Origin of the sequence: Mesorhizobium huakuii, assembly GCF_030160235.1 — a bacterium.
Taxonomy (GTDB): Bacteria; Pseudomonadota; Alphaproteobacteria; order Rhizobiales; family Rhizobiaceae; genus Mesorhizobium; species Mesorhizobium huakuii.
In genome coordinates, this window is record NZ_BSNY01000021.1 from 306,346 (window position 1) to 324,776 (window position 18,431).

Sequence of the window (18,431 nt, forward strand, 5' to 3'; positions counted from 1 at the left end):
TGGCGGTGGAGGTCGTTTCCCATGACCGCTGCGAAGCGGTCAGACGGTGGTGCAATCCCGTTCCCGCAAACGGGTCAGCGAGGTTTGTCTGTATCGTCCCTGGATGGAGCGGCAGGCGGATCGATCCTTTGCGGGCACTCCTCGAAGCGGTGGTCGCGGCCGCCGCAGAAGGAACAGCACATGGCTTCGCGGCCCTCGTTTCCGGGCCACCATTGCGGCGTTTCGTAAGGCTTCCTGCCATCCATGACCAGCAATGCGCGACGCCTGATTTGGTTGCGCGGGCGGCCTTGCGCCGTGTCTTTTCCCGCGCAATGCGCGGCCCGTCGCGGAACCGGCGGACACATCATTGGTTTTATGGGACAATGCACCCGAACCAAAGAGAAGCCTTCATGTCCGCTCGCCTTCCTGTCTTGCTGATCACCTTTGGCGCCGTGCTCGCGGCGACCGCTGCCGCCCAGGCCCGCCCCGACAGCCGCGGCATGAGTTGCGCCGAGATCCGGGCCATGATCCAGGGCCATCGTGCCGTGGTGTTGACCACGGGACCGAACACCTACGACCGCTATGTCAGGCAGTTCGGCAATGAATGCGACTGGCCGGAAGTGCCGATGTCGGCCTATATCCCGGCGCGCGACGGCCACTGCCCGGTCTATCGCTGCGAACAGCCGGTCGACAACTTCCCGAATTGACGCTTCGCCGTCCTGACGGCATAAGCATGCGAGCTTCTCCCGCTTCGTCTAATGGTAGGACAGCGCCCTTTGAAGGCGTGAATCGTGGTTCGAGCCCATGAGCGGGAACCAAGCACAATCGGATCGTTGGCTTCTGGGTCGACATCCACCGGATGCTTCGGTGACGCCTGCCCCAGCCCGCCTTCCGTGATCACACCATAGGCGAACGCGGCCACGTGGTTCACAGTATAACCACAAGCGGTCGATTCCTTTGGGATGTAGCCACTCCGAAAACCCGCTGCAGGTCGCTCCTGTGGCGGGTTTTTCGCATGGGGACCAAGGTCCCATGCCCCTCACGCAAAGGTCTGACGTAACCGCTTTGGTTCCGGTATCGTCCATTGGACGTTCCGTTACTTTATCCAATCGCGATATACACCTCCTTCATTCGAATGCTTCGGATATATTAGCCATATCGCATATATAGCCAGCCGGCAGCCGCCCCAAGCCGGTTAGGCCCGGCACGCTACTTGCCCCAACCAGGTGTGCCGGGCCGCCGCCTCTGCCGGCTCGAAAAAGCCCGCGCTCTCGGCCAGAGGCGCGCGGGCCGATCGGAGACCCGATCTTGAACAGGGGATGCCCCCTCCCCTGCCTACAAATACAAACAATTAGAAACGGCTAATGTTCCATCAGGCCGTGATTCAGCTTCGATCGAATGCCGGTTTGCCGTCGCGGCAAAATCGCCATTCAATTAGCGAGAACTTGATTAGCTATCTTGGATTTTAACGAATCGTTGACCGCGCTGTCCTATTTTGGAACAGCGCGGTCAAACCCCAACCGGACCGCGCAGGCGGCTCCGGCAACCCGGCCCCCGTTGCACTGTCGGAGCCGCTACCTTACCCATTCAAAATACCAGCAATGGTTGAATCAACCGTTACCACGCATGCTTTCCAGTGCGCTGCCGACGCCATTTTTCCAGCCAGTGCCGCGGATCGGGGAACGCGTTTCGCTTTCGATCGAGGAACCCCGCAGGTCTCGCGCGTCGTGCATATCCCGAGCGAACATTCGAAGGTGCACCCGCCCAGCGTCACGCGACAGTGATTGGCAGGGATGAAACCTTGCGCCGACATGCGCGTTTTTTGCGGTAATCTTGGCGAGGTTCCAATGGAAACTGCGTGGTTCTCCAAGCCCGTGGTGGTTTCGGTTGGTGTGGCCGGCGCCACCCGCCATCTGTCCAATACACAGCAGGCCATCGAATTGCTGACGACACACTGGCGCGACGCCGGCAGCCTGAAACATCAGTCCGCGCTGCGCGCCTGCCGCCAAGCGACAAGCGGCGACGTACCTGCCGACATCGCCAGGGAGGCTTTGGTCGAGGCCGCGCGCGAGGCGCATATACTGGTCGAGTAGGCCGCGCCGCATTCACGGATCGCAACCGTCATTCACAATTTCGTGATCGACGGAACCGTCTGAAACGGCAAGCGTTTTTCTACGGACGTCTTTTTGTCAGGCAACATCAGGAGGCGTTTATGCGCATCATGAACCTCGTCACGCTCGCCCTCATCATCCTTGGCGGTCTCAACTGGCTGTCCATGGGTGTGACCGGCTACGACGTAATCGGCACGGTCCTTGGAGGCGCCATGCTGGCCCGCCTGGCCTATCTGATCATAGGCCTTGCAGCCATATGGCAGCTCATGCCGGGCTTCCAGAGCTTCACGGTTGGGGAAGTCGATGCCGAAAGGCATCTCCCTCATCACCGGTGACCGGCAAGCCGGGGCGGCGGAAAAACCTGCCGCCCCGGTTGGGCGCGACGCCTTTTGTCGGGCTGTGTCCACGCGCATCGCCTGATTCTCGCTGGTCCTGAACCGCGATTGCGGTGGCGATCAAAATCCAACCGTTGCCAGACAGCCAGACGAAGCCGATCCCTTCTTGCGGGGGGACGTTCAGATGCCGAAGCCGAGCGCTGCGCCCTCGTCGGCATCGACGCCGGCTTGCGGCACGATGATCGATGCCAGCGGCGCACTGAGGCGCCAGCTGAGACGGCCGGGCGAGCGCTCCAGTTGAGCCGAACCGCCCAGCGACTGCGGCGCCACCCGCTGCAGGACAACGGTGCCGAACCCCTTGCGCGCACTCTCCTCGTGCTCCGCACGGGGCGTGGAAGTCTCGGTCCAGAGCAGCTGGAAGTCGCGTCCGGCCGCTGCACCGACGCTCTTGGCGGCCAAGTCCCTGGCGCTCGAGTCCTGGGTGCCGGAGCCCTGGGCACTTGAGCCGATTGTCCAGGTGATCTCGACCTGGCCGTCTTCGCTACCCAGCGCGCCATATTTGGAGGAATTCGTGCCGAGCTCGTGGAAAGCCATGCCGAGATTCTGCACCGCATTCGACTGCAGCGTCAGCACCGGGCCGGAGAGCAGTATCTGCTCGTCGCGGCCGAAAGGCTTCAGATGTTCCTGGATCAGGTCGAACAGGCTGGCGCCGGCCCACTCCGAGGTGACGAGCAGATCATGCGAACGCGACAGCGCCATGATGCGGGCGCGGATCAGTTCCTCGAACTCCTGCGGGTCGCTCGAGCGCTTGCTCGTCTCCCTGACCATCGACAGGATGACCGCGAACTGGTTCTTGACGCGATGGTTGACCTCCCGCATCAAGAGCCTGATCCGGCGCTCGCTCTCCTTTGCTGCGGAAATGTCGCGGGCGATCTTGGAGGCGCCCACGATCTCGCCAAGGGCGTTCTTGATCGGCGAAACCGTCAGCGAGACGGAGATAAGCGCGCCGTCCTTGCGCTTCCGCGTCGTCTCATAACTCGCCACGCGGTGGCCGCCGCGAACCCTGCTGATGATCTCGGTCTCCTCGCTCTTGAGGTGATCGGGAATGAGCATGAGGATCGACTGGCCGACGGCTTCCTCGGCGGTGTAGCCGAACATGCGCTCGGCCGCCTGGTTCCAGCTCGTGATGATGCTGGTCAGATCCTTGCTGATGATGGCATCGAAAGAAGAATCGACGATGGCCGCGAGGCGTGCGTCGGCGGTCGCGCTCTGTTTTTCGTTGTTTGTTTCGATGTCCACCGTCGCCGCCACGATTTCGCTCATTGGCATGAGGTAGCGCGCAAGTGGATCAAGGCAATCTCCCCCGGGCGCAATTCGCATAGGCGGCGCGCCACGGATGAAGCAGGTTTCACTCCGAAGGCCGATCGCTCGTCTTGCCGTCGCCGTCGGGCAGCACGCCGAACTCCTGCGACTTGACGCCCTGCTCGGCCGTCAGGAACCCGTCGGAGGAAAGACCGCGCCGCAGCAACTCCCGAACCGCTGCCGAGCGGCTCGGCATGCGCTTTTCGAAGCGCCAGTTTTCCAGCGCCGCCAGTTCGTCCGTGGTGAGCATGATCTGCAGGCGTTCAGGGCGTTCCAGTTCAGCCATGTGCGTGCACCTCGCTCAGGACTAAAAGTACAATGAGTTAGTATCTAGCTCATTCAGCTTATAATTATGGTAACCCCCAATGGACGTCAAGACAGGCCAGTGAGCCGTCCGCACATCAAACGCACGATGCTCATCGAACGCCTGATACGCGTTCCTGTAATTTCTCTAACTAATTGATTTTATTTGTGTATTATGCCGATTTCACTTGCCAGGCCGACGCCCCGGGGCGCATGCTTCAAGCTGGACAGAAAACCGGTCCCTTTGGGAGGTTTCGATGCGGTACGATTACTCCATGCGCCTGCGCGACGACGTCAATTCAGCGGTCGAGAAGGCGTTCAAGACAGCAGGTATCGTCAACATCACGGTGACGGCCGAGCAGGTCAGGATCATGAATCTGGCCGAAAATGTCGCCCTCGAGGATGTTGAATACCTGGTTTTGCAGGCTGCCCAAATGCTTGGCGCGGCAATCGAATTCGATACGTTGAGCAATGGGTTGGTTTTGCAGGGAAGCGGCGGCGCCGATCGTGACGAGCCCGCAATCGGCACACCCGGATTTTCGCAGCCGGCCTCGATCCAATAATGCCGAGCGTCGGATCGTTTCCCGGCATGGGCCGGCTCGGCGCGGCGTGCCCTGGATTACAGTCAATTGAGACAGCGCCGGACATCTATGGGAATTGAGTTCGTGCCCTATATGGTGCTGCACCCCCCAACCGGAGCAGCGCAGCCATGACCCTCGCGACACGAAAACTCGGCAGCCAGGGATTGAAAGTCTCGGCCATCGGCCTCGGCTGCATGGGCATGAGCCAGTCATACGGCCCGGCCGACGAGGCCGAATCCATCGCCACGCTGCACCGCGCCATCGAACTTGGCTGCACCTTCCTGGATACCGCCGAGGTCTATGGCCCGCACACCAACGAGGCATTGCTCGGCCGGGCGCTGAAGGGCAAACGCGACCAGGTGACGATCGCCACCAAATTCGGCTTCCGCATCGAAAACGGCAAGCATCTCAATGGGGTCGACAGCCGGCCCGAGCATATAAGGGAGGTTGTGGAAGCCTCGCTCGGACGGCTCGCCACCGGCCATATCGACCTGCTCTACCAGCACCGCGTCGACCCTGATGTGCCGATGGAGGATGTCGCCGGCGCGGTGGGCAAGCTTGTGGCCGAGGGCAAGGTGCGCTTCTTCGGCCTGTCGGAGGCCGGCGCCGCCAACATCCGCCGGGCGCATGCCGTCTTTCCCGTCTCGGCGCTGCAGAGCGAATATTCGCTGTGGGAGCGCAATCTGGAGCCGGAGATCATCCCGCTGCTCAAGGAACTCGGCATCGGCCTGGTGCCCTTCTCGCCGCTCGGCCGCGGATTTCTCACTGGCGACGTCAAGCGCGCCGAGGACTATCCGGAAGGCGACTACCGCCGCAACGACCCGCGCTACCAGGGGCAGAATTACGACGCCAATGTCGAGGCCGCCGGCACAGTGCGCGACATCGCGGCCGCCCGGGGCGCCAAGCCAGGGCAGGTTGCGCTGGCGTGGCTGCTCGGCAAGGGCATTGGCTTCGGCATGGATATCGTGCCGATCCCCGGCACCAAGCGCAGAAAATATCTGGAGGAGAACATCGCCGCCGCCTCGCTGAAACTCGACGCCGCCGAAATGGCCGCGCTGGACGAGGCGCTGGCGCCAGGAAAAATCTTCGGGCCCCGCTACAGCGAGCGCGGCATGGCGATGGTCGATCGGTAGCTCGTCCCGATCGCGCGGCGAAGGCCATCGGCAATCATCACCGGATCGGCTGATGCGGGCGATTGCCAGTCGTCCATGTCCGGTTGATCGCCAAGCAGCTCCGCGAAAAGGAGTTCGTCGAGAGCATCGCCGATGTGATTGTCCTCGCATGTTTCCCGAGATTTCTACCTGCCGATTTTGCCAATTCGCCTGGAACGAAGTTTTTTCGTCGAGGTTTACCCCGCGAAGGGACTGACGCTTTCGAGGAGACCTCCCATGAAGCAAATTCTGATCACCAGCATGCTTGCGCTCGGCATCGGATGCGGTGCCGCGATTGCTCAGACACAGCCGGCTGAAACCCAGTCGGACGGTGGCGCCAATTGCGCGACCGGCGCGGCCGACTGCCAAAAAGGCTCGAAGATGAAGACGGGCGAGCAGGCCCAGGGCAAGGCGAAGGCCCAGACGGACCAGCAGGCTCAAGGCAAGCCCAAGCTCAAGACCGACGAGCAGGCGCAGGGCACGGCCAAGGTCCAGACGGACCAGCAGGCCCAGGGCAAGGCAAATGCGACCACCGATCAGCAGGCCCAGGGCAAGGCCAAGGTCCAGACGGACCAGCAGGCTAAGGGCAAGGCAAATGCGACCACCGATCAGCAGGCCCAGGGCAAGGCCAAGGTCCAAACGGACCAGCAGGCTCAGGGCAAGGCAAATGCGACCACCGACCAGCAGGCCCAGGACAAGGCCAAGGTCCAGACCGACCAGCAGGCTCAGGGCAAGTCGTCGACACAGACTGATCAGGGGTCGACCGCTTCCATCAGCAATGTGACGGTCGAACAGAAAACCCAGATCACCCAGGTCATCAAGGAGACCCGGGTCGAGCCGGTGTCCAATGTCGATTTCGACATTACGGTCGGCGTCGAGGTCCCCCGGCACAAGATCCGGTTGCATCGTCTGCCCGCGCGTATCGTCAAAATCGTACCAGCCTACGAAAGCTACGAGTATTTCGTATTGGCCGACGGTCGGATCGTCATCGTCGATCCGGATACGTTGAAGATCGTCCTCATCCTGACCTGACTTGGTCGATCGCCCTGAACCGCCCGCCACATCCAGGTGGCGGGCGTTCTATGAAACCTGGCGATGAACCAAGCGCGGCCGAGCGATAGCAGGATGGCTTTTGAGCCTCATGGAGCGGAACTGGCAACACCTGCAGGATTGGCCGTCAGGACGTCAAAGCTGGATTTCAGCGCCTGCCTGTTCATCGAACAAGACTGAGCAGCCTCGTGCAAGCGCTACCGTGGAAAGGGCGTTTGCCACCACGTCGTCCGGCGACACGAAATCGCCGGTCAGCACCCGCAACTCTTCCACGCCTTCAGCCATCGAGACAAAATTTCCGACCACTCGATCGTGCTTGCAGGCCTCGACCACGCAAAGCAGATCGATCAGTTCGAAGCTGCGCATGTTCAGCCTCCATTGACAACGTCCCTTGCTGGATCATGGAACGCATTGGCGCAGCGTAATGTTCCGACAGACCCGAGCTACCTGTAGCTCTCCGCCGACAGCCGGAACTCAGATGTCAGGATCGTCGAGAATGCGAGACAGCGTGCTGCGCCCCAGCGCGCTCATGGCGGGGTTGGTGGCACGGTAATACCAGACCAGACCCATGGCCTGCTGGAATGCCCAGGCAGCACCGCGCTTCCATAAGAGGTCCTCGACCTGAAGGGCGCTCCGAATGATCGACCTTCGCTCGCGGTCGAGAAGATGCCACGCGACCACCAGATCCAGTGACGGATCGGCCGGCCCGAAACTGCCGCAATCAAGCACACCTGCAAGACGCTCGCCCTGCACGAGAAGGTTCGGCGGGATAAGGTCCCGGTGGCTCATCACGACAGGCCCGGCAGCGGGCAGCTCCCGGAACCGGGCCCACAGATCGCGCAGTCGAGCCACATCAAGAAGGCCCTTGCTGTTTTCAAGGCAGACAGCCATCCAATCGTCATGGTCGGGGAGATGTCCGCCGCGTCCTTGCCCGTCGAAGCGGCGGCCCCGTGTGTCCGCCTGGCGCAACGATGCCACGAGGCGTGCAAGGTCGAGGGCGAAAATCGTCGACCCACTGAGCCCGTGCGGCGTGGCAACCTCGCCTTCGATCCACGTCTGCACCGCCCATGGCATTGGATATCGAGGACCGGGCTCGCCGAGCCCGATCGGTTGCGGCGTCGGAAACAGGCAATGTTCGCCAATCTCGACCATGGCAGCGGCCTCCGACCGAAGCATATCGGCGCATCCGGTCGGATCCATCGCCCGCAGCGGGAACCGCGCGGCGCTCGTTGAGCCAATGCGGAAGATGGCGTTGACGGTTCCCGACGATCCGACCGGGGTGATGTCCTCGTGACGGTACTGGGGAAACTGATCGCGGATCATCTGGCTGGCGATCTCGATGTCGATATTCACCTGATCGTCATGCATCATGCGTTCTCGTCCTGCCGGGCTCGACATCAAGGGCAAAAGCGCCGAACTTCAATAGCGCACGTCGACCATGCCATGCGCGACGAAATCCGTGTCGAGGTCGTGGGCCATCTTGGTGGCCGCTTCCTCGTCCCAGCGCAGGCGACTTGCTGATCTCACTTCGTCTTTCGGCGCAAGACCAGCAATCCTGCTACCACGATCAAGACCATGCCCGAGACTGAAGCCGCGGTGGGCGCTATCCCAAAGAACATGATGTCCCAAATCGCGACAAATACCAGATAGCAGTACTCGAAGATTGAAACGATGGAGGGCGGCGCAGCCTGATAGGCACCTGCCAGCAACATGCCATTTACAATCGCAAACCCTGCAAGCAGCATGAGGACAAGCCAGTCGGTCAGACCAACATTTGACCAGGCGCCAAAGATATAAGGATAGGCATTCGCAACCGCTCCATGCGGTTGGAGCCAAAGCATCAACACGCTGACAACCGCCCCAGCCGACAGCATGACCAGATTTTGTGACAGCGATAGAACTGAAACGGGCACGTTCTGACACTTCGCCCGCGTCGTAACATGCGCCAGCGCGTAGGAAGCGGCCCCAACAAGTGGAAGCAGTGCCCATGGCGAGAATGCATCTGTTCCCGGTTGCAACAAAACCATCACGCCTGCAAAGCCCAGGCAAACCCCCAGCCACCCAAGCAAACCAACGGCCTCTCTGATCGCATACGCAGACAGCAAGGTCACAAAAATCGGAGCGATGTAGTTGGCAGCTCCAACCGTCGATAGGCTCAAGAATGGAATGGCCGCATAGAAGGCCAGGAGCGATGTCGCAATAAACACTGAACGCAGAAGCGGCCATTTTCCGAATGCAGCTCGTGCCACGCCCTGTTGTGCCCCACGAAACCAAAGGGCCACGAAGAGCATCGGGATAACCAGGACACCGCGCAGGGAAAAAATCTGCCAGAGGGTCATCTCACTGCTGAAGAACTTGAAAACAACGTCCTGGGTGGAGATTGAAAATGCCGCCAATATAATCAATGAAACACCACGCATGATGTTTTGCGGACGGAGTGCAACGCTGCCGCTCAAAATTCTCTCCTTGCCATAAGTCATCGCCCTCGAACGATTGCCGCCGGAATGTGAGTTTGAGTATGCCTTGAAAATTGAACGGATAATTTGATATTATCAAACAATGGAGCGCGTTCCTGCCCACGGCATTGAGGTCTTTCTGGCCATCGTTCGCGAGGGATCGATGCGCGCGGCGGCGGATGTCCTTGGCGTGGGCGCTCCGACTGTGACCCTACAACTGAAAGCACTGGAGGAATTGCTGGGTATCGGGCTGTTGTTCCGCACCACCCGCGGCATCCAACTGACTGACGCCGGAAGGGTATTGTTCGACGCCGCCGCCCCTGCTCATCGCGATCTCACATATGCAATCAAGAAAACACGAGAAATGGCCAAGTCTACCACAGGGACTTTGCGGCTGAGCTTGTCACGAGAGGCCTACATCGCAGCCCTGGCACCAGCATTGGGAAAATATCTCGCCAAGAACCCGGGCATCAAGCTGAACATTTCGTGGGATGAGGAACCGGTGGATCTTGTCCGTCACGGAATCCATGGCGGTATCCGCATGGGCGACGTGCTGACACCAGACATGATCGCCGTCCGCGTCACCCCGCCAATCAAGTCGGCTTTCTTTGCATCACCCTCATACCTCCAAACCCATGGTATCCCTAAACGCCCTCGTGACCTGCTGAACCATGAATGCATTCGGCAGAGGCTACCGACATCAGTAACCCCGCGAGAATGGTGGGTTTTGGAAGACGGTCAGGACAAGCGACTGGATCCACCTGCGCGGCTGATTTTCGATTCCGCTGAAGGGGTCATCCAAGCGGCACGCGATGGACATGGAGTTGGTTGGTCCACGCGGCTGACGCTGGAGGAGCATTTCAGCAGGGGTGATTTGGAGCCGCTCCTTGAGCCATACGTCAAGGACCTGCCGCCGTTCTACATTTACTATCCTGAGCAAAACAAGCGGGTTGAATGCCTCAAGCTGCTGGTGGAATTTCTAAGATCGAAGTTGAGGAAAACGCCCGGAAACTGACTTCCCCTAGCCCGCCGCCGCGGCCGGCACCTTCCTTGGCGCAGCGCGCGGCCGGCGCATGCGCCGTTTGGCGACGAGTTTCAGCGCCACCGGCGGCTCGTTCGACAGCGCGCCGGTCGCTGCGTCCACCATGTTGTGGGCGACGAAGTCCGCGTTGATGTCCTGGGCGAGCTTGGCCGCCGCTTCCTTGTCTCCGTTGCCGGTCTCGGACCAGAACACGATGCCCACTCGTAGTGCCGCCTTCGCGCGCTTCAGCCGCCGAACCAGGAAGCGGGCATGCTTGACGGAATCGCGGTTCAGGAAGCCGACCACCACTGTGTCGACGGCCTCGAGCTCAAGGCGGCGGATGCTCGCCGGCTCCATGTCGGCAAAGCCAGCCTTCGACGCGGTCGCCCCCTGGACTTCCAGCACCTGCGCCAGCATCGCCGCGGCGGCATCGTCGAGTTCCCCTCGCCCGCCGGCGCACAGCACCGACATGCCGGTGCCGTCGGGCAGCTCGGCCTCGTCCTCGGCGAGAGCATCGCCGGGCTCGCCTGCTTCCTCGGCCACGTGCGGGCTTTCGTCCTCAGCCGCTTCCTCCTTGGCATCGTCTTCGAGATTGGCCACCAGCGCGAGCGCGCTGGCCGCCACCTGCCGTCTCTGCAGGTCGCCCATGACGCCGCGCACACGGTCGCGCTCGCCCAGAAGAAGGGCCGGAATGGCCACCTTGTCGTAGAATTCGACCAGATATTTTTCCTCGAGCATCTCCTCGGCATGATCGGTGGCTTCGTCCGGATCGCCGGCCAGAAGCCGCTGGTAGAGCCGCGCGTGCGGTTCAAGCACCGGCTCGTTGCCGAACAGCACGTCGAGAAATTCAAACTGCGGCACGTGCCTGCCCAGCACCACGAGGCAGACGGTGAGCGGCGTCGACAGGACGAGCCCGAGCGGCCCCCACAGCCACGTCCAGAAGATGGCGGCAACGATGATCGCCAGCGGCGACAGTCCGGTACGCGAGCCATAGAGCCAGGGCTCGACGACATTGCCGGTGACCAGTTCCATCACCACGAACAGGGCCGCCGTCCACAACACGAGCGACCAGCCGGGCGCCACGGCCAGCGCCAGGAACAGCGGCAAGAGCATGCCGATGGCCGGCCCGATATAGGGGACGAACCGCAGCGCCAGTGCCAGCAGCCCCCACAGCAAGGCATTGGGAATGCCGAGGATCCACAGCCCGATCGCGATCGGTATGGCGTAGACGATGTTGACCACCAACTGCATCAGCAGGTAGCGGCCCACCCGCTTGCCGGCATCGCGAAGCGCCTCCGTGGTGCGGTGGAGGTCGCCATAGCCGACAAGCCTGATGAAGCGGTCGCGCAAATCCTCCCGCTCGAGCAGCATGAAGATGACGACGACGATGATCAGTCCCGCCGATCCGAGCGGGCTGATCAGCGGCCCGACGATGTTCTGCAGGACTTCGAGCGGCTTCTCGCGCGCAACGATCTCGACCGGCACCGGCTCGCGCGGCTGCTTGTCCGCGGTGGTGGCCGGCAGTGTGGCGTCCGGCCTGTCGATCTCCTGGCCGACACGCTCGACCACATTGCTCAACCTGGCGATGATGCCGCCCCCGACACCGGTTTCCTTGAGCGAGCGGATCTTGGCGAGGATGTTGGTCTGGTAGACCGGAATGTTCTGCGCCAGCTCGCTGACCTGCGTGGCGACAACGAAGCTGAACAGGGCAAGGGCCGCGAAGGCGCCGAGCACACTGGCGATGACGGCGGCGATCCGGGGAACGCCGATCCGCTTGAGCGCCGAGACAAGCGGCGCCAGCGCAAAGGTCAAAAGCAGCGCGATGGCGATCGGCAGGAACACCTCTCGGCCGAAATACAGCGCCGCCACCGTCGTGACGGTGGTCGCCACATTGGGCAGCGAGGTTCGCGGATGGGGCGCGGCGGCCGCAAGAATATCGTCCAGCCCATGCGCCTCGGACGCCGTCCCGTTTCGACGATTGGCCGCCACTTGATGTCTCTCCCCCTGCCGGCGGCCATGGTCTGATATATTGAGCCGGCGTGCAACATTTGCCGGCAGACCGCTGGCTATCCTTCAATTCCGGGCGGGTCAGTATGTTCCCTGCGGCCCGAGGCAATGGAGAGAAATGATTTTATCCGCCGTCGGGATTCAACCTTTCAAGGCCGGCGGCAACCCTGGCGTTACGCTGCACGGAGACGATCAGCGCGCCGCATGCCTTGCCAGCGCGTGCTCGATCAGCACGTCGATCACCTTGCTGTAGCCGATGCCGCTGGCCGCCAGCGCCTTGGCGTACATGGAAATGTCGGTGAAGCCGGGCAGCGTGTTGACCTCGTTGACCAGCAGCGAACCGTCGGCGCGCAGGAAGAAGTCGACGCGCGCCATGGCCTCGCAGCCGAGCGCCCGGAAAGCCCGCGCGGCCATCTCCTTCGCCGTGTCGGCGACATTGGCCGGGACATCGGCGGGCACCTTGACCAGCGCGCCGTCGGCATCGAGATACTTGGCCTCATAGGTGTAGAAACCATGCTTGCCGGCGGGAATGATCTCGCCCGGCAGCGAAACCGTCAGCGAACCGTCGGCCCGCTCCAGCACCGAGCATTCGATCTCGCGGCCGTCGACGAACTCTTCGATCAGCGCCTTGCTGTCATAGCGCAAAGCCGTTTCGAGCGCCTGCTCGAAGCCATCCCTGTCATGCACCTTGCTCACCCCGAATGACGAGCCCTGGCGCGCCGGCTTGGCGAAGAAAGGCAGCCCAAGCGCCCCGGCAATCTCCTGGAACGAACCGACATCGCCTCTCAGCACGGTGACCGAGCGGGCAACCGCAAGCCCCGCCTCGCGAAGCAGCCGCTTGGCGACATCCTTGTCCATGGCGGCGGCGGAAGCCAGTATGCCGCAGCCGACATAGGCGACGTCGGCGACCTCGGCATAGCCTTGCACCGAACCGTCCTCGCCGAACGGCCCGTGCAGCACGGGAAAGACGACATCGACGGGATCAGGCTGCTCGCCATTCTTGGTGAGAGCCACCAGCCGGCCCTTGCCGCCGGGCAGCAGGGCCACCTCCACGCCATCTTCCGACACCGGAGCCCCTGCCCCGTCGGCGCCAGCCTCGGACGAAGGCTGCAGCAGCCATCTGCCGTCCCTGGAAATGGCGATCGGCACCACCTCGTAGCGCGTCCGGTCGATCGCCTTCAGCACATTGGCGGCCGACAGCCGCGACACGTCATGCTCGGCCGAGCGCCCGCCATAGAGGATGGCGACCCTGATCTTTTCAGTCATTGAAATCCCTCGAAATCAAATGGTGACGGCAATGCCGCGATTGGCAAAGAAACGGTCGAAATCGGCTGGCGCCAACACTGCATTGGCCTGTGTGGCGCTGGTATGGCCGGACGGGTTGTGGAAGCGAAAAACGTCATCCGACGCCGCCGTCACCAGGACCAGATGGCCGCCCTTCGACGGCGGCTCGCGCTCGGGCCAGCGGATCGCCCTGCTGACCGAGGCGATGAAGAAGCGCGACTGCCTGAGGATCGCCGGAATGTCCGATGTCGCGACATTGGTCATCACTTGCGCCTCCAGGCCGAACTCCGCCTTCACGAAAGTGACGAAGGGCGCGTAGATCAGGCCCTTGATCGAGCCCTCATTGACGACATAGCCGCCATGTACGGTGCAGCGTCTGGCCAGTTCGATCGTCGGAACGATCTCGCCCCGCGTCGCCAGGATCATTTTCAGGCACGCCATGCCGCAGATGTTGGCGGCCCAGACCGCATATTCATCTGGTGTTTGCGCGCCCGATCCCCGCCACAGCGGATCGCGCCGCAGCGCCACATCAGCGCCATCGGCGAGCACGGCCAGCGTCATGTCTGGCGTTTCCCACTGGCTGAAAAACGGCACGGCTTCAGGCAATGTATCCATGGAACTCCTCGGCCGAGTTTCCATCTCGTATCGAGGATGTCGGACAAAAGGAAGGCCACCTGATCAGCGCTTCGAAATGGTGCTGATGCGCCAGTGCGTCGAAGGTTCGAAGCAGTCTTCGGTTGGTCTGTAAGAAATTTCGTTTAGGTACGACTACCTTGACATGACCATGCTTTGCCAAAACGAGAGGGGCGGTGCCGAAGCGGCCGCGCCACCGGATGTCGACCGGCTCTATATCCAGGCGGTGGATCAGCTAGGTCCCGCGTTGGCACGTCTGGCAGTTGGATATGAAGCAAACCCTATCGAGCGGCAGGACCTGCTGCAGGATATCCATCTGCAGGTCTGGCGTAGCCTGACGTCTTTCGATGGGCGCTGCTCGCTGCGCACCTGGGTTTACCGTGTGGCACACAATGTCGCTGCCGACCATATCGGGCGAGCCCGACGCCTGAAAGGAATGATTGGCCTCGACAACCCGGCAGCGGAGATCGCCGCTGACCCGTATCCCTCCCCGGAGACGGAGGTCTCCGACCGGCTTGCGCTGGCCCGGATCCACGCAATGCTCCACCGCTTACAGCCGATCGATCGGCAGGTGATGATCCTCTACCTGGAGGAGGAGGAGGCCGCGACCATTGCGGAGGTTTCCGGTCTCTCAGCCGGCGCGGTGGCGACGCGTATCAGCCGCATCAAGCGCCTTCTGGCCGGCCAGCTCAGTCTGGAGACAGCGCGATGATTAACCGGTCCCAATCTTCCTGGAAGGAACAGCCTGTTATGACCTCGACCATAAATCTCGAAGACATCAAGGCGCGACATGCCGCTTTGAGCCGAACCACCAAGCGCCGCAACACTGCGGAATATGTCACCGGAGGCATGGCCGCCGCCTTCCTGCTCGTCATCAGTGTAGTGACATTCCTCGCGGCCGATACGTCGGCGGAATGGATCATGGCGGTAGGATTTGCAGCGCTGGTGCTCGGCCTTCTGTTGGTGGGATTGAATATTTTCCGCAAAAGCACACGTGCCGGATTCGATCTTGCGACAAGTGGAATGGGCCATCTGCAACAGCGCCTGGCTCATGAGCGCGATCTGCTGCGATCCGCCTGGCTTTGGTATATCGGGCCAATGGTGCCGGGGTTCGTCATGATCTATCTCGGATCATGGGCGACAAATCCCGCGCGTCCGACCTTCGCGCTGGTGGGCGGCGGGTCAACCCTTGCCGTCATTGCTTTGGTCATCATCTTGAACCGCCGTGCGGCTCGACGGATTGAAACGGAAATACGTGCCCTGCAGGAATGAGGATGCTTCACGAGGCGCGCACGTTCGTGCACCGTCTCTAGAAGGTGATCTTCACCGAAGCGGCGCTGCGCGTGTGCGCGCCGTGATGGACGGCCTCGATGTTGTTGCCGTCGGGGTCGAGCAGGAAGGCGGCGTAGTAGCCGGGATGATAGGGCCGCTCGCCCGGCGCGCCGTTGTCCGTGCCGCCAGCCGCCAGCCCGGCCTTGTAGAAGGCATCGACCATCGCGTGGTCCCTGGCCTGGAAAGCCAGATGGTGACGGCCGGTGAGCTTCCCCAGTGCTGCCCGGCTGTCGGCGCTGGAGATGAACAGCTCATCGGACCAGAAATAATCCCCGCCGGTCCCGCCGATCGGCACGTCGAGCGCCTGCAAGACAGCCTCGTAGAAACGCCGGCTGGCGGCGAGATCCCTCACCACCAGCTGGATGTGGTCGATGAGCCGGCCGCGATGCAGTTCCTGGGTTTCCACGAAAATTCCTCCTCGCAACGGTCCGACTTTAGATTCGCTTGGGGCGACGTCAATGCAGGGGTGCGCAGGCTACTGACAGGCGTTGCCTTGGGCGTCGTTGCCGAAAAACCCGTCCTTCGGTTCCTTGCAAAAGAAAAGCCCGCCGGAGAGGGGGAAACCGGCGGGCTTTGGAGAGCCTGAATCGAAAGGCTCTCAGATGTCTGCGGGGATCAGACGCTCTAGGAACACCTGTCCGCCGAAGAGGTTCCATGCAGATCTCCTTTCAGGAGAAATTCTCCTGACGGGAACTTTCCGATCAAACCGGAGTTTCGTGGCGCGGCGGGAGGAATCACGATTGGATTGTTTTGAGAAACTGGAAGCGCTTATCGACAGCGCTGGTGTCGACGACGTCGAGGAGGCAACCGCCTTGCTGGGACGCTTCAAGGGCAAATCGCAGGCGGTCGACACGGCAATCGACGAGTTCATGCTCGACCTCATGACATTGGTTTTCGTCATCGAGACCGGCGAGGAACGCTTTGAAAAACCGCTCCGCAGACTGGCGCGCACCAGGCTTGCGATACTCAAGCATCTGGTCACGGTAACGGCATAGAAATACCGCCGACCATGACCGCCTACCCCTTCAGCAGCGCCGCCAGCCTTGGAATGCCCTCGGTCACGGCGCGCCGATCCGCCAGGGTGAAGGACAGCCGCAACGTGTTGCGGCCGGTGCCGTCGGCGTAAAAAGCGTTGCCGGGCACGAAGGCGACGCGTGCCTCCTTCACCGACCGCGCCAGAAGTTCGGTGGCATCGGTTCCTTCCGGCAGCGTCGCCCAGACGAACATGCCGCCTTCCGGCCGGCTCCAGGTCACTCCATCAGGCATGTTCGCTTCGAGCGCGCCGAGCAGACCGTCGCGGCGCTCGCGATAGGCGCCGATGAGTTTGTCAACCTGGCCGTCGAACACGGATTCGGCGACGCGGTGCATGACCAGCTGGTTGATCGAGGGGCTGTGCAGGTCGGAAGCCTGCTTCATCAGCACCAGCTTTTCCACCACATGGCGCGGCGCGCAGACCCAGCCGACGCGCATGCCAGGCGACAGGATTTTCGAGAACGATCCGCAATAGAGCGTGCGTGCCTTGTCGATAGAGCCGCAGCGCGCGCAATCGAGTGCCAGGATCGGCGGCACGCCCTCGCCATCATAGCGCAGCGCCCGGTAGGCGGCGTCCTCGATGACGGCGATGTCGAGTTCGCCGGCAAGGTCGAGCACCGCCTCGCGCTGCTTCCTGTCCAGCGTGTTGCCGGTCGGGTTGGCGAAGTCGGGCACCAGATAGGCGAACTTGACCTTGCCACCATTCGCCGCGGCCGCCGCGCGATAGGCGTCCGGCGTCATGTTGCCGCCTTCCGGCCGCAGCCGGTCATAGCGCGGCTCATAGGCGTTGAACGCCTGCAGCGCGCCGAGATAGGTCGGCCATGTCACCAGCGCGGTGTCGCCTGGCGACAGGAACAGTTTTCCCAGATAATCCAGCGCCTGCTGCGAGCCGGAGGTGATGAAGATGTTGCCCTCGTCGCAGGCGACGCCGAGCTTGCCCATCTGCCCGGCGATCCAGCGCCGCAGCGGCAGGTAGCCTTCCGACACCTGGTATTGCAGCGCCGCTCCAGCCTCGGCGCCGCCCAGCACCTCGGCATAGGCATCACGGATGGCCTCGGCCGGAAACAGCGCCGGATCGGGAATACCGCCTGCGAAGGAGATGATGTCGGGCTGGTCGAGCAGCTTCAACAGCTCACGGATTTCGGAGGCTTTCATGCGCGACGAGCGCGAAGCCAACAGGTTCAAAAGGGTCAAGTACGCCTCCCCAGACGATTTTCATATAGGTCAACCTGGCTGACCTATATCCGCTTTGTCAGGCAATTTGAATAGTGCCTGAGAGCCTTCCGCTATACGCCAGTCGCCGCCGGGGCGGAACGGAGTTGCAGCTAAAGGCTCTTCTTGTAGCCAATATGGCTGCCGGTGAAGCCGAGGTTTTCATAGAAGCGGTGTGCGTCCGCTCGCCCCTTGTCGGTGGTCAGTTGCACAACGCCGCAGCCGCGCGCCCGGCACTGATCGATCGCCCATTCGAGCATCAGCCGGCCGATGCCGCCCGAGCGTCGATGGCCGGCGACCCGCACCGCCTCGATCTGCCCGCGCCAGGCGCCCTTGCGCGACAGCCCGGCAAGGAAGGTGATCTGCAACGTGCCGATCACCTCGCCGCCATCCACGGCCACCGCCAGCAGCTGGTTGGGGTCGGCATCGATGGCGTCGAAGGCATCGACATAGCCCTGTGCCAACGGCAAGGAAGCATCCTCGCGGGCGGCACCCAGCGGATCGTCGGCCAGCATGGCGACGATTGCCGGCAGGTCGGAAACTTGCGCCTTGCGGAAAGTGATCATGGCGCCGGGATAACGC

The 18,431-nt window shown here is 62.1% G+C and carries 21 protein-coding genes and 1 tRNA gene; 11 read left to right on the forward strand and 11 right to left on the reverse strand.

Annotated elements, in window-relative coordinates; genetic code table 11:
- The first annotated feature begins 389 nt into the window (after positions 1 to 389).
- The 4 genes from QQK95_RS11700 (at position 390) to QQK95_RS11715 (ending at position 2,425) form a co-directional block, all read left to right on the forward strand.
- The gene (locus QQK95_RS11700; protein WP_284272392.1) at positions 390 to 686 is read left to right on the forward strand and encodes a hypothetical protein; all 297 of its coding nucleotides are present in this window, start codon (positions 390 to 392) and stop codon (positions 684 to 686) included.
- Positions 687 to 723: 37 nt separating this feature from the next.
- Positions 724 to 797, forward strand: a tRNA-Gln gene (locus QQK95_RS11705).
- A gap of 1,029 nt (positions 798 to 1,826) precedes the next feature.
- Positions 1,827 to 2,072 (forward strand): DUF982 domain-containing protein, encoded by a 246-nt coding sequence (locus QQK95_RS11710; protein WP_284272394.1) that lies wholly within the window; start codon positions 1,827 to 1,829, stop codon positions 2,070 to 2,072.
- Positions 2,073 to 2,191: 119 nt separating this feature from the next.
- A complete protein-coding gene (locus tag QQK95_RS11715; protein ID WP_019859308.1) occupies positions 2,192 to 2,425 on the forward strand; it encodes a DUF378 domain-containing protein in 234 nt (77 codons plus the stop codon).
- 180 nt (positions 2,426 to 2,605) lie between these two features.
- Here QQK95_RS11715 and QQK95_RS11720 read toward each other — a convergent pair whose 3' ends face one another.
- Together QQK95_RS11720 and QQK95_RS11725 are read right to left on the reverse strand one after the other, a co-directional pair.
- Positions 2,606 to 3,754 (reverse strand): sensor histidine kinase, encoded by a 1,149-nt coding sequence (locus QQK95_RS11720; protein ID WP_284272400.1) that lies wholly within the window; start codon positions 3,752 to 3,754, stop codon positions 2,606 to 2,608.
- 79 nt (positions 3,755 to 3,833) lie between these two features.
- Complete coding sequence (locus QQK95_RS11725; RefSeq protein ID WP_284272401.1) at positions 3,834 to 4,073, reverse strand: hypothetical protein; 240 nt, start codon at positions 4,071 to 4,073, stop codon at positions 3,834 to 3,836.
- Between the two features lie 274 nt (positions 4,074 to 4,347).
- Here QQK95_RS11725 and QQK95_RS11730 point away from each other — a divergent pair, with 274 nt between their 5' ends.
- The 3 genes from QQK95_RS11730 to QQK95_RS11740 all read left to right on the forward strand — a co-directional run bounded on the left by QQK95_RS11730 (position 4,348) and on the right by QQK95_RS11740 (position 6,854).
- Positions 4,348 to 4,653 (forward strand): hypothetical protein, encoded by a 306-nt coding sequence (locus tag QQK95_RS11730; RefSeq protein WP_284272403.1) that lies wholly within the window; start codon positions 4,348 to 4,350, stop codon positions 4,651 to 4,653.
- 146 nt (positions 4,654 to 4,799) lie between these two features.
- On the forward strand, positions 4,800 to 5,804 hold the full coding sequence (locus QQK95_RS11735) for an aldo/keto reductase (RefSeq protein ID WP_284272404.1): 1,005 nt from the start codon (positions 4,800 to 4,802) through the stop codon (positions 5,802 to 5,804).
- A gap of 255 nt (positions 5,805 to 6,059) precedes the next feature.
- On the forward strand, positions 6,060 to 6,854 hold the full coding sequence (locus QQK95_RS11740; protein WP_284272566.1) for a DUF1236 domain-containing protein: 795 nt from the start codon (positions 6,060 to 6,062) through the stop codon (positions 6,852 to 6,854).
- 153 nt (positions 6,855 to 7,007) lie between these two features.
- Here QQK95_RS11740 and QQK95_RS11745 read toward each other — a convergent pair whose 3' ends face one another.
- The 3 genes from QQK95_RS11745 to QQK95_RS11755 all read right to left on the reverse strand — a co-directional run bounded on the left by QQK95_RS11745 (position 7,008) and on the right by QQK95_RS11755 (position 9,328).
- Entirely contained in the window at positions 7,008 to 7,238 is a 231-nt protein-coding gene (locus QQK95_RS11745) for a hypothetical protein (protein ID WP_284272406.1), read from the reverse strand.
- Positions 7,239 to 7,346: 108 nt separating this feature from the next.
- The gene (locus QQK95_RS11750) at positions 7,347 to 8,243 is read right to left on the reverse strand and encodes an aminoglycoside phosphotransferase family protein (protein ID WP_284272408.1); all 897 of its coding nucleotides are present in this window, start codon (positions 8,241 to 8,243) and stop codon (positions 7,347 to 7,349) included.
- Between the two features lie 152 nt (positions 8,244 to 8,395).
- Positions 8,396 to 9,328, reverse strand: coding sequence for a DMT family transporter (locus tag QQK95_RS11755; protein ID WP_284272410.1), 933 nt, complete (start codon positions 9,326 to 9,328; stop codon positions 8,396 to 8,398).
- A 103-nt stretch (positions 9,329 to 9,431) separates the two neighbouring features.
- On the opposite strand from QQK95_RS11755, the gene QQK95_RS11760 reads away from it, so the two are divergent.
- The gene (locus QQK95_RS11760; RefSeq protein WP_284272411.1) at positions 9,432 to 10,343 is read left to right on the forward strand and encodes a LysR family transcriptional regulator; all 912 of its coding nucleotides are present in this window, start codon (positions 9,432 to 9,434) and stop codon (positions 10,341 to 10,343) included.
- A gap of 6 nt (positions 10,344 to 10,349) precedes the next feature.
- Here QQK95_RS11760 and QQK95_RS11765 read toward each other — a convergent pair whose 3' ends face one another.
- The 3 genes from QQK95_RS11765 to QQK95_RS11775 all read right to left on the reverse strand — a co-directional run bounded on the left by QQK95_RS11765 (position 10,350) and on the right by QQK95_RS11775 (position 14,255).
- Positions 10,350 to 12,338: an AI-2E family transporter gene (locus tag QQK95_RS11765; protein WP_284272412.1), complete on the reverse strand. Its 1,989-nt coding sequence runs from the start codon at positions 12,336 to 12,338 to the stop codon at positions 10,350 to 10,352.
- Positions 12,339 to 12,548: 210 nt separating this feature from the next.
- Positions 12,549 to 13,622 carry a D-alanine--D-alanine ligase family protein gene (locus QQK95_RS11770; RefSeq protein WP_284272414.1) on the reverse strand — a complete coding sequence of 358 codons (1,074 nt, stop codon included), beginning with the start codon at positions 13,620 to 13,622 and terminating at the stop codon, positions 12,549 to 12,551.
- Between the two features lie 15 nt (positions 13,623 to 13,637).
- Positions 13,638 to 14,255, reverse strand: a complete 618-nt coding sequence (locus QQK95_RS11775) for a C39 family peptidase (RefSeq protein WP_284272417.1) — start codon at positions 14,253 to 14,255, stop codon at positions 13,638 to 13,640.
- A gap of 163 nt (positions 14,256 to 14,418) precedes the next feature.
- Between QQK95_RS11775 and QQK95_RS11780 the strand changes: the two genes are divergently transcribed.
- Together QQK95_RS11780 and QQK95_RS11785 are read left to right on the forward strand one after the other, a co-directional pair.
- A complete protein-coding gene (locus QQK95_RS11780) occupies positions 14,419 to 14,985 on the forward strand; it encodes an RNA polymerase sigma factor (RefSeq protein WP_284272419.1) in 567 nt (188 codons plus the stop codon).
- A gap of 38 nt (positions 14,986 to 15,023) precedes the next feature.
- The gene (locus tag QQK95_RS11785) at positions 15,024 to 15,545 is read left to right on the forward strand and encodes a hypothetical protein (RefSeq protein ID WP_284272421.1); all 522 of its coding nucleotides are present in this window, start codon (positions 15,024 to 15,026) and stop codon (positions 15,543 to 15,545) included.
- A gap of 37 nt (positions 15,546 to 15,582) precedes the next feature.
- Here QQK95_RS11785 and QQK95_RS11790 read toward each other — a convergent pair whose 3' ends face one another.
- Entirely contained in the window at positions 15,583 to 16,011 is a 429-nt protein-coding gene (locus tag QQK95_RS11790; protein ID WP_284272423.1) for a VOC family protein, read from the reverse strand.
- A gap of 334 nt (positions 16,012 to 16,345) precedes the next feature.
- On the opposite strand from QQK95_RS11790, the gene QQK95_RS11795 reads away from it, so the two are divergent.
- Entirely contained in the window at positions 16,346 to 16,600 is a 255-nt protein-coding gene (locus QQK95_RS11795) for a hypothetical protein (RefSeq protein WP_284272425.1), read from the forward strand.
- A 22-nt stretch (positions 16,601 to 16,622) separates the two neighbouring features.
- Here the strand turns inward: QQK95_RS11795 and QQK95_RS11800 are convergent, their stop codons facing one another.
- A complete protein-coding gene (locus QQK95_RS11800) occupies positions 16,623 to 17,792 on the reverse strand; it encodes an aminotransferase-like domain-containing protein (RefSeq protein WP_284272569.1) in 1,170 nt (389 codons plus the stop codon).
- A 170-nt stretch (positions 17,793 to 17,962) separates the two neighbouring features.
- Complete coding sequence (locus QQK95_RS11805; protein WP_284272570.1) at positions 17,963 to 18,415, reverse strand: GNAT family N-acetyltransferase; 453 nt, start codon at positions 18,413 to 18,415, stop codon at positions 17,963 to 17,965.
- Positions 18,416 to 18,431 lie beyond the last annotated feature (16 nt).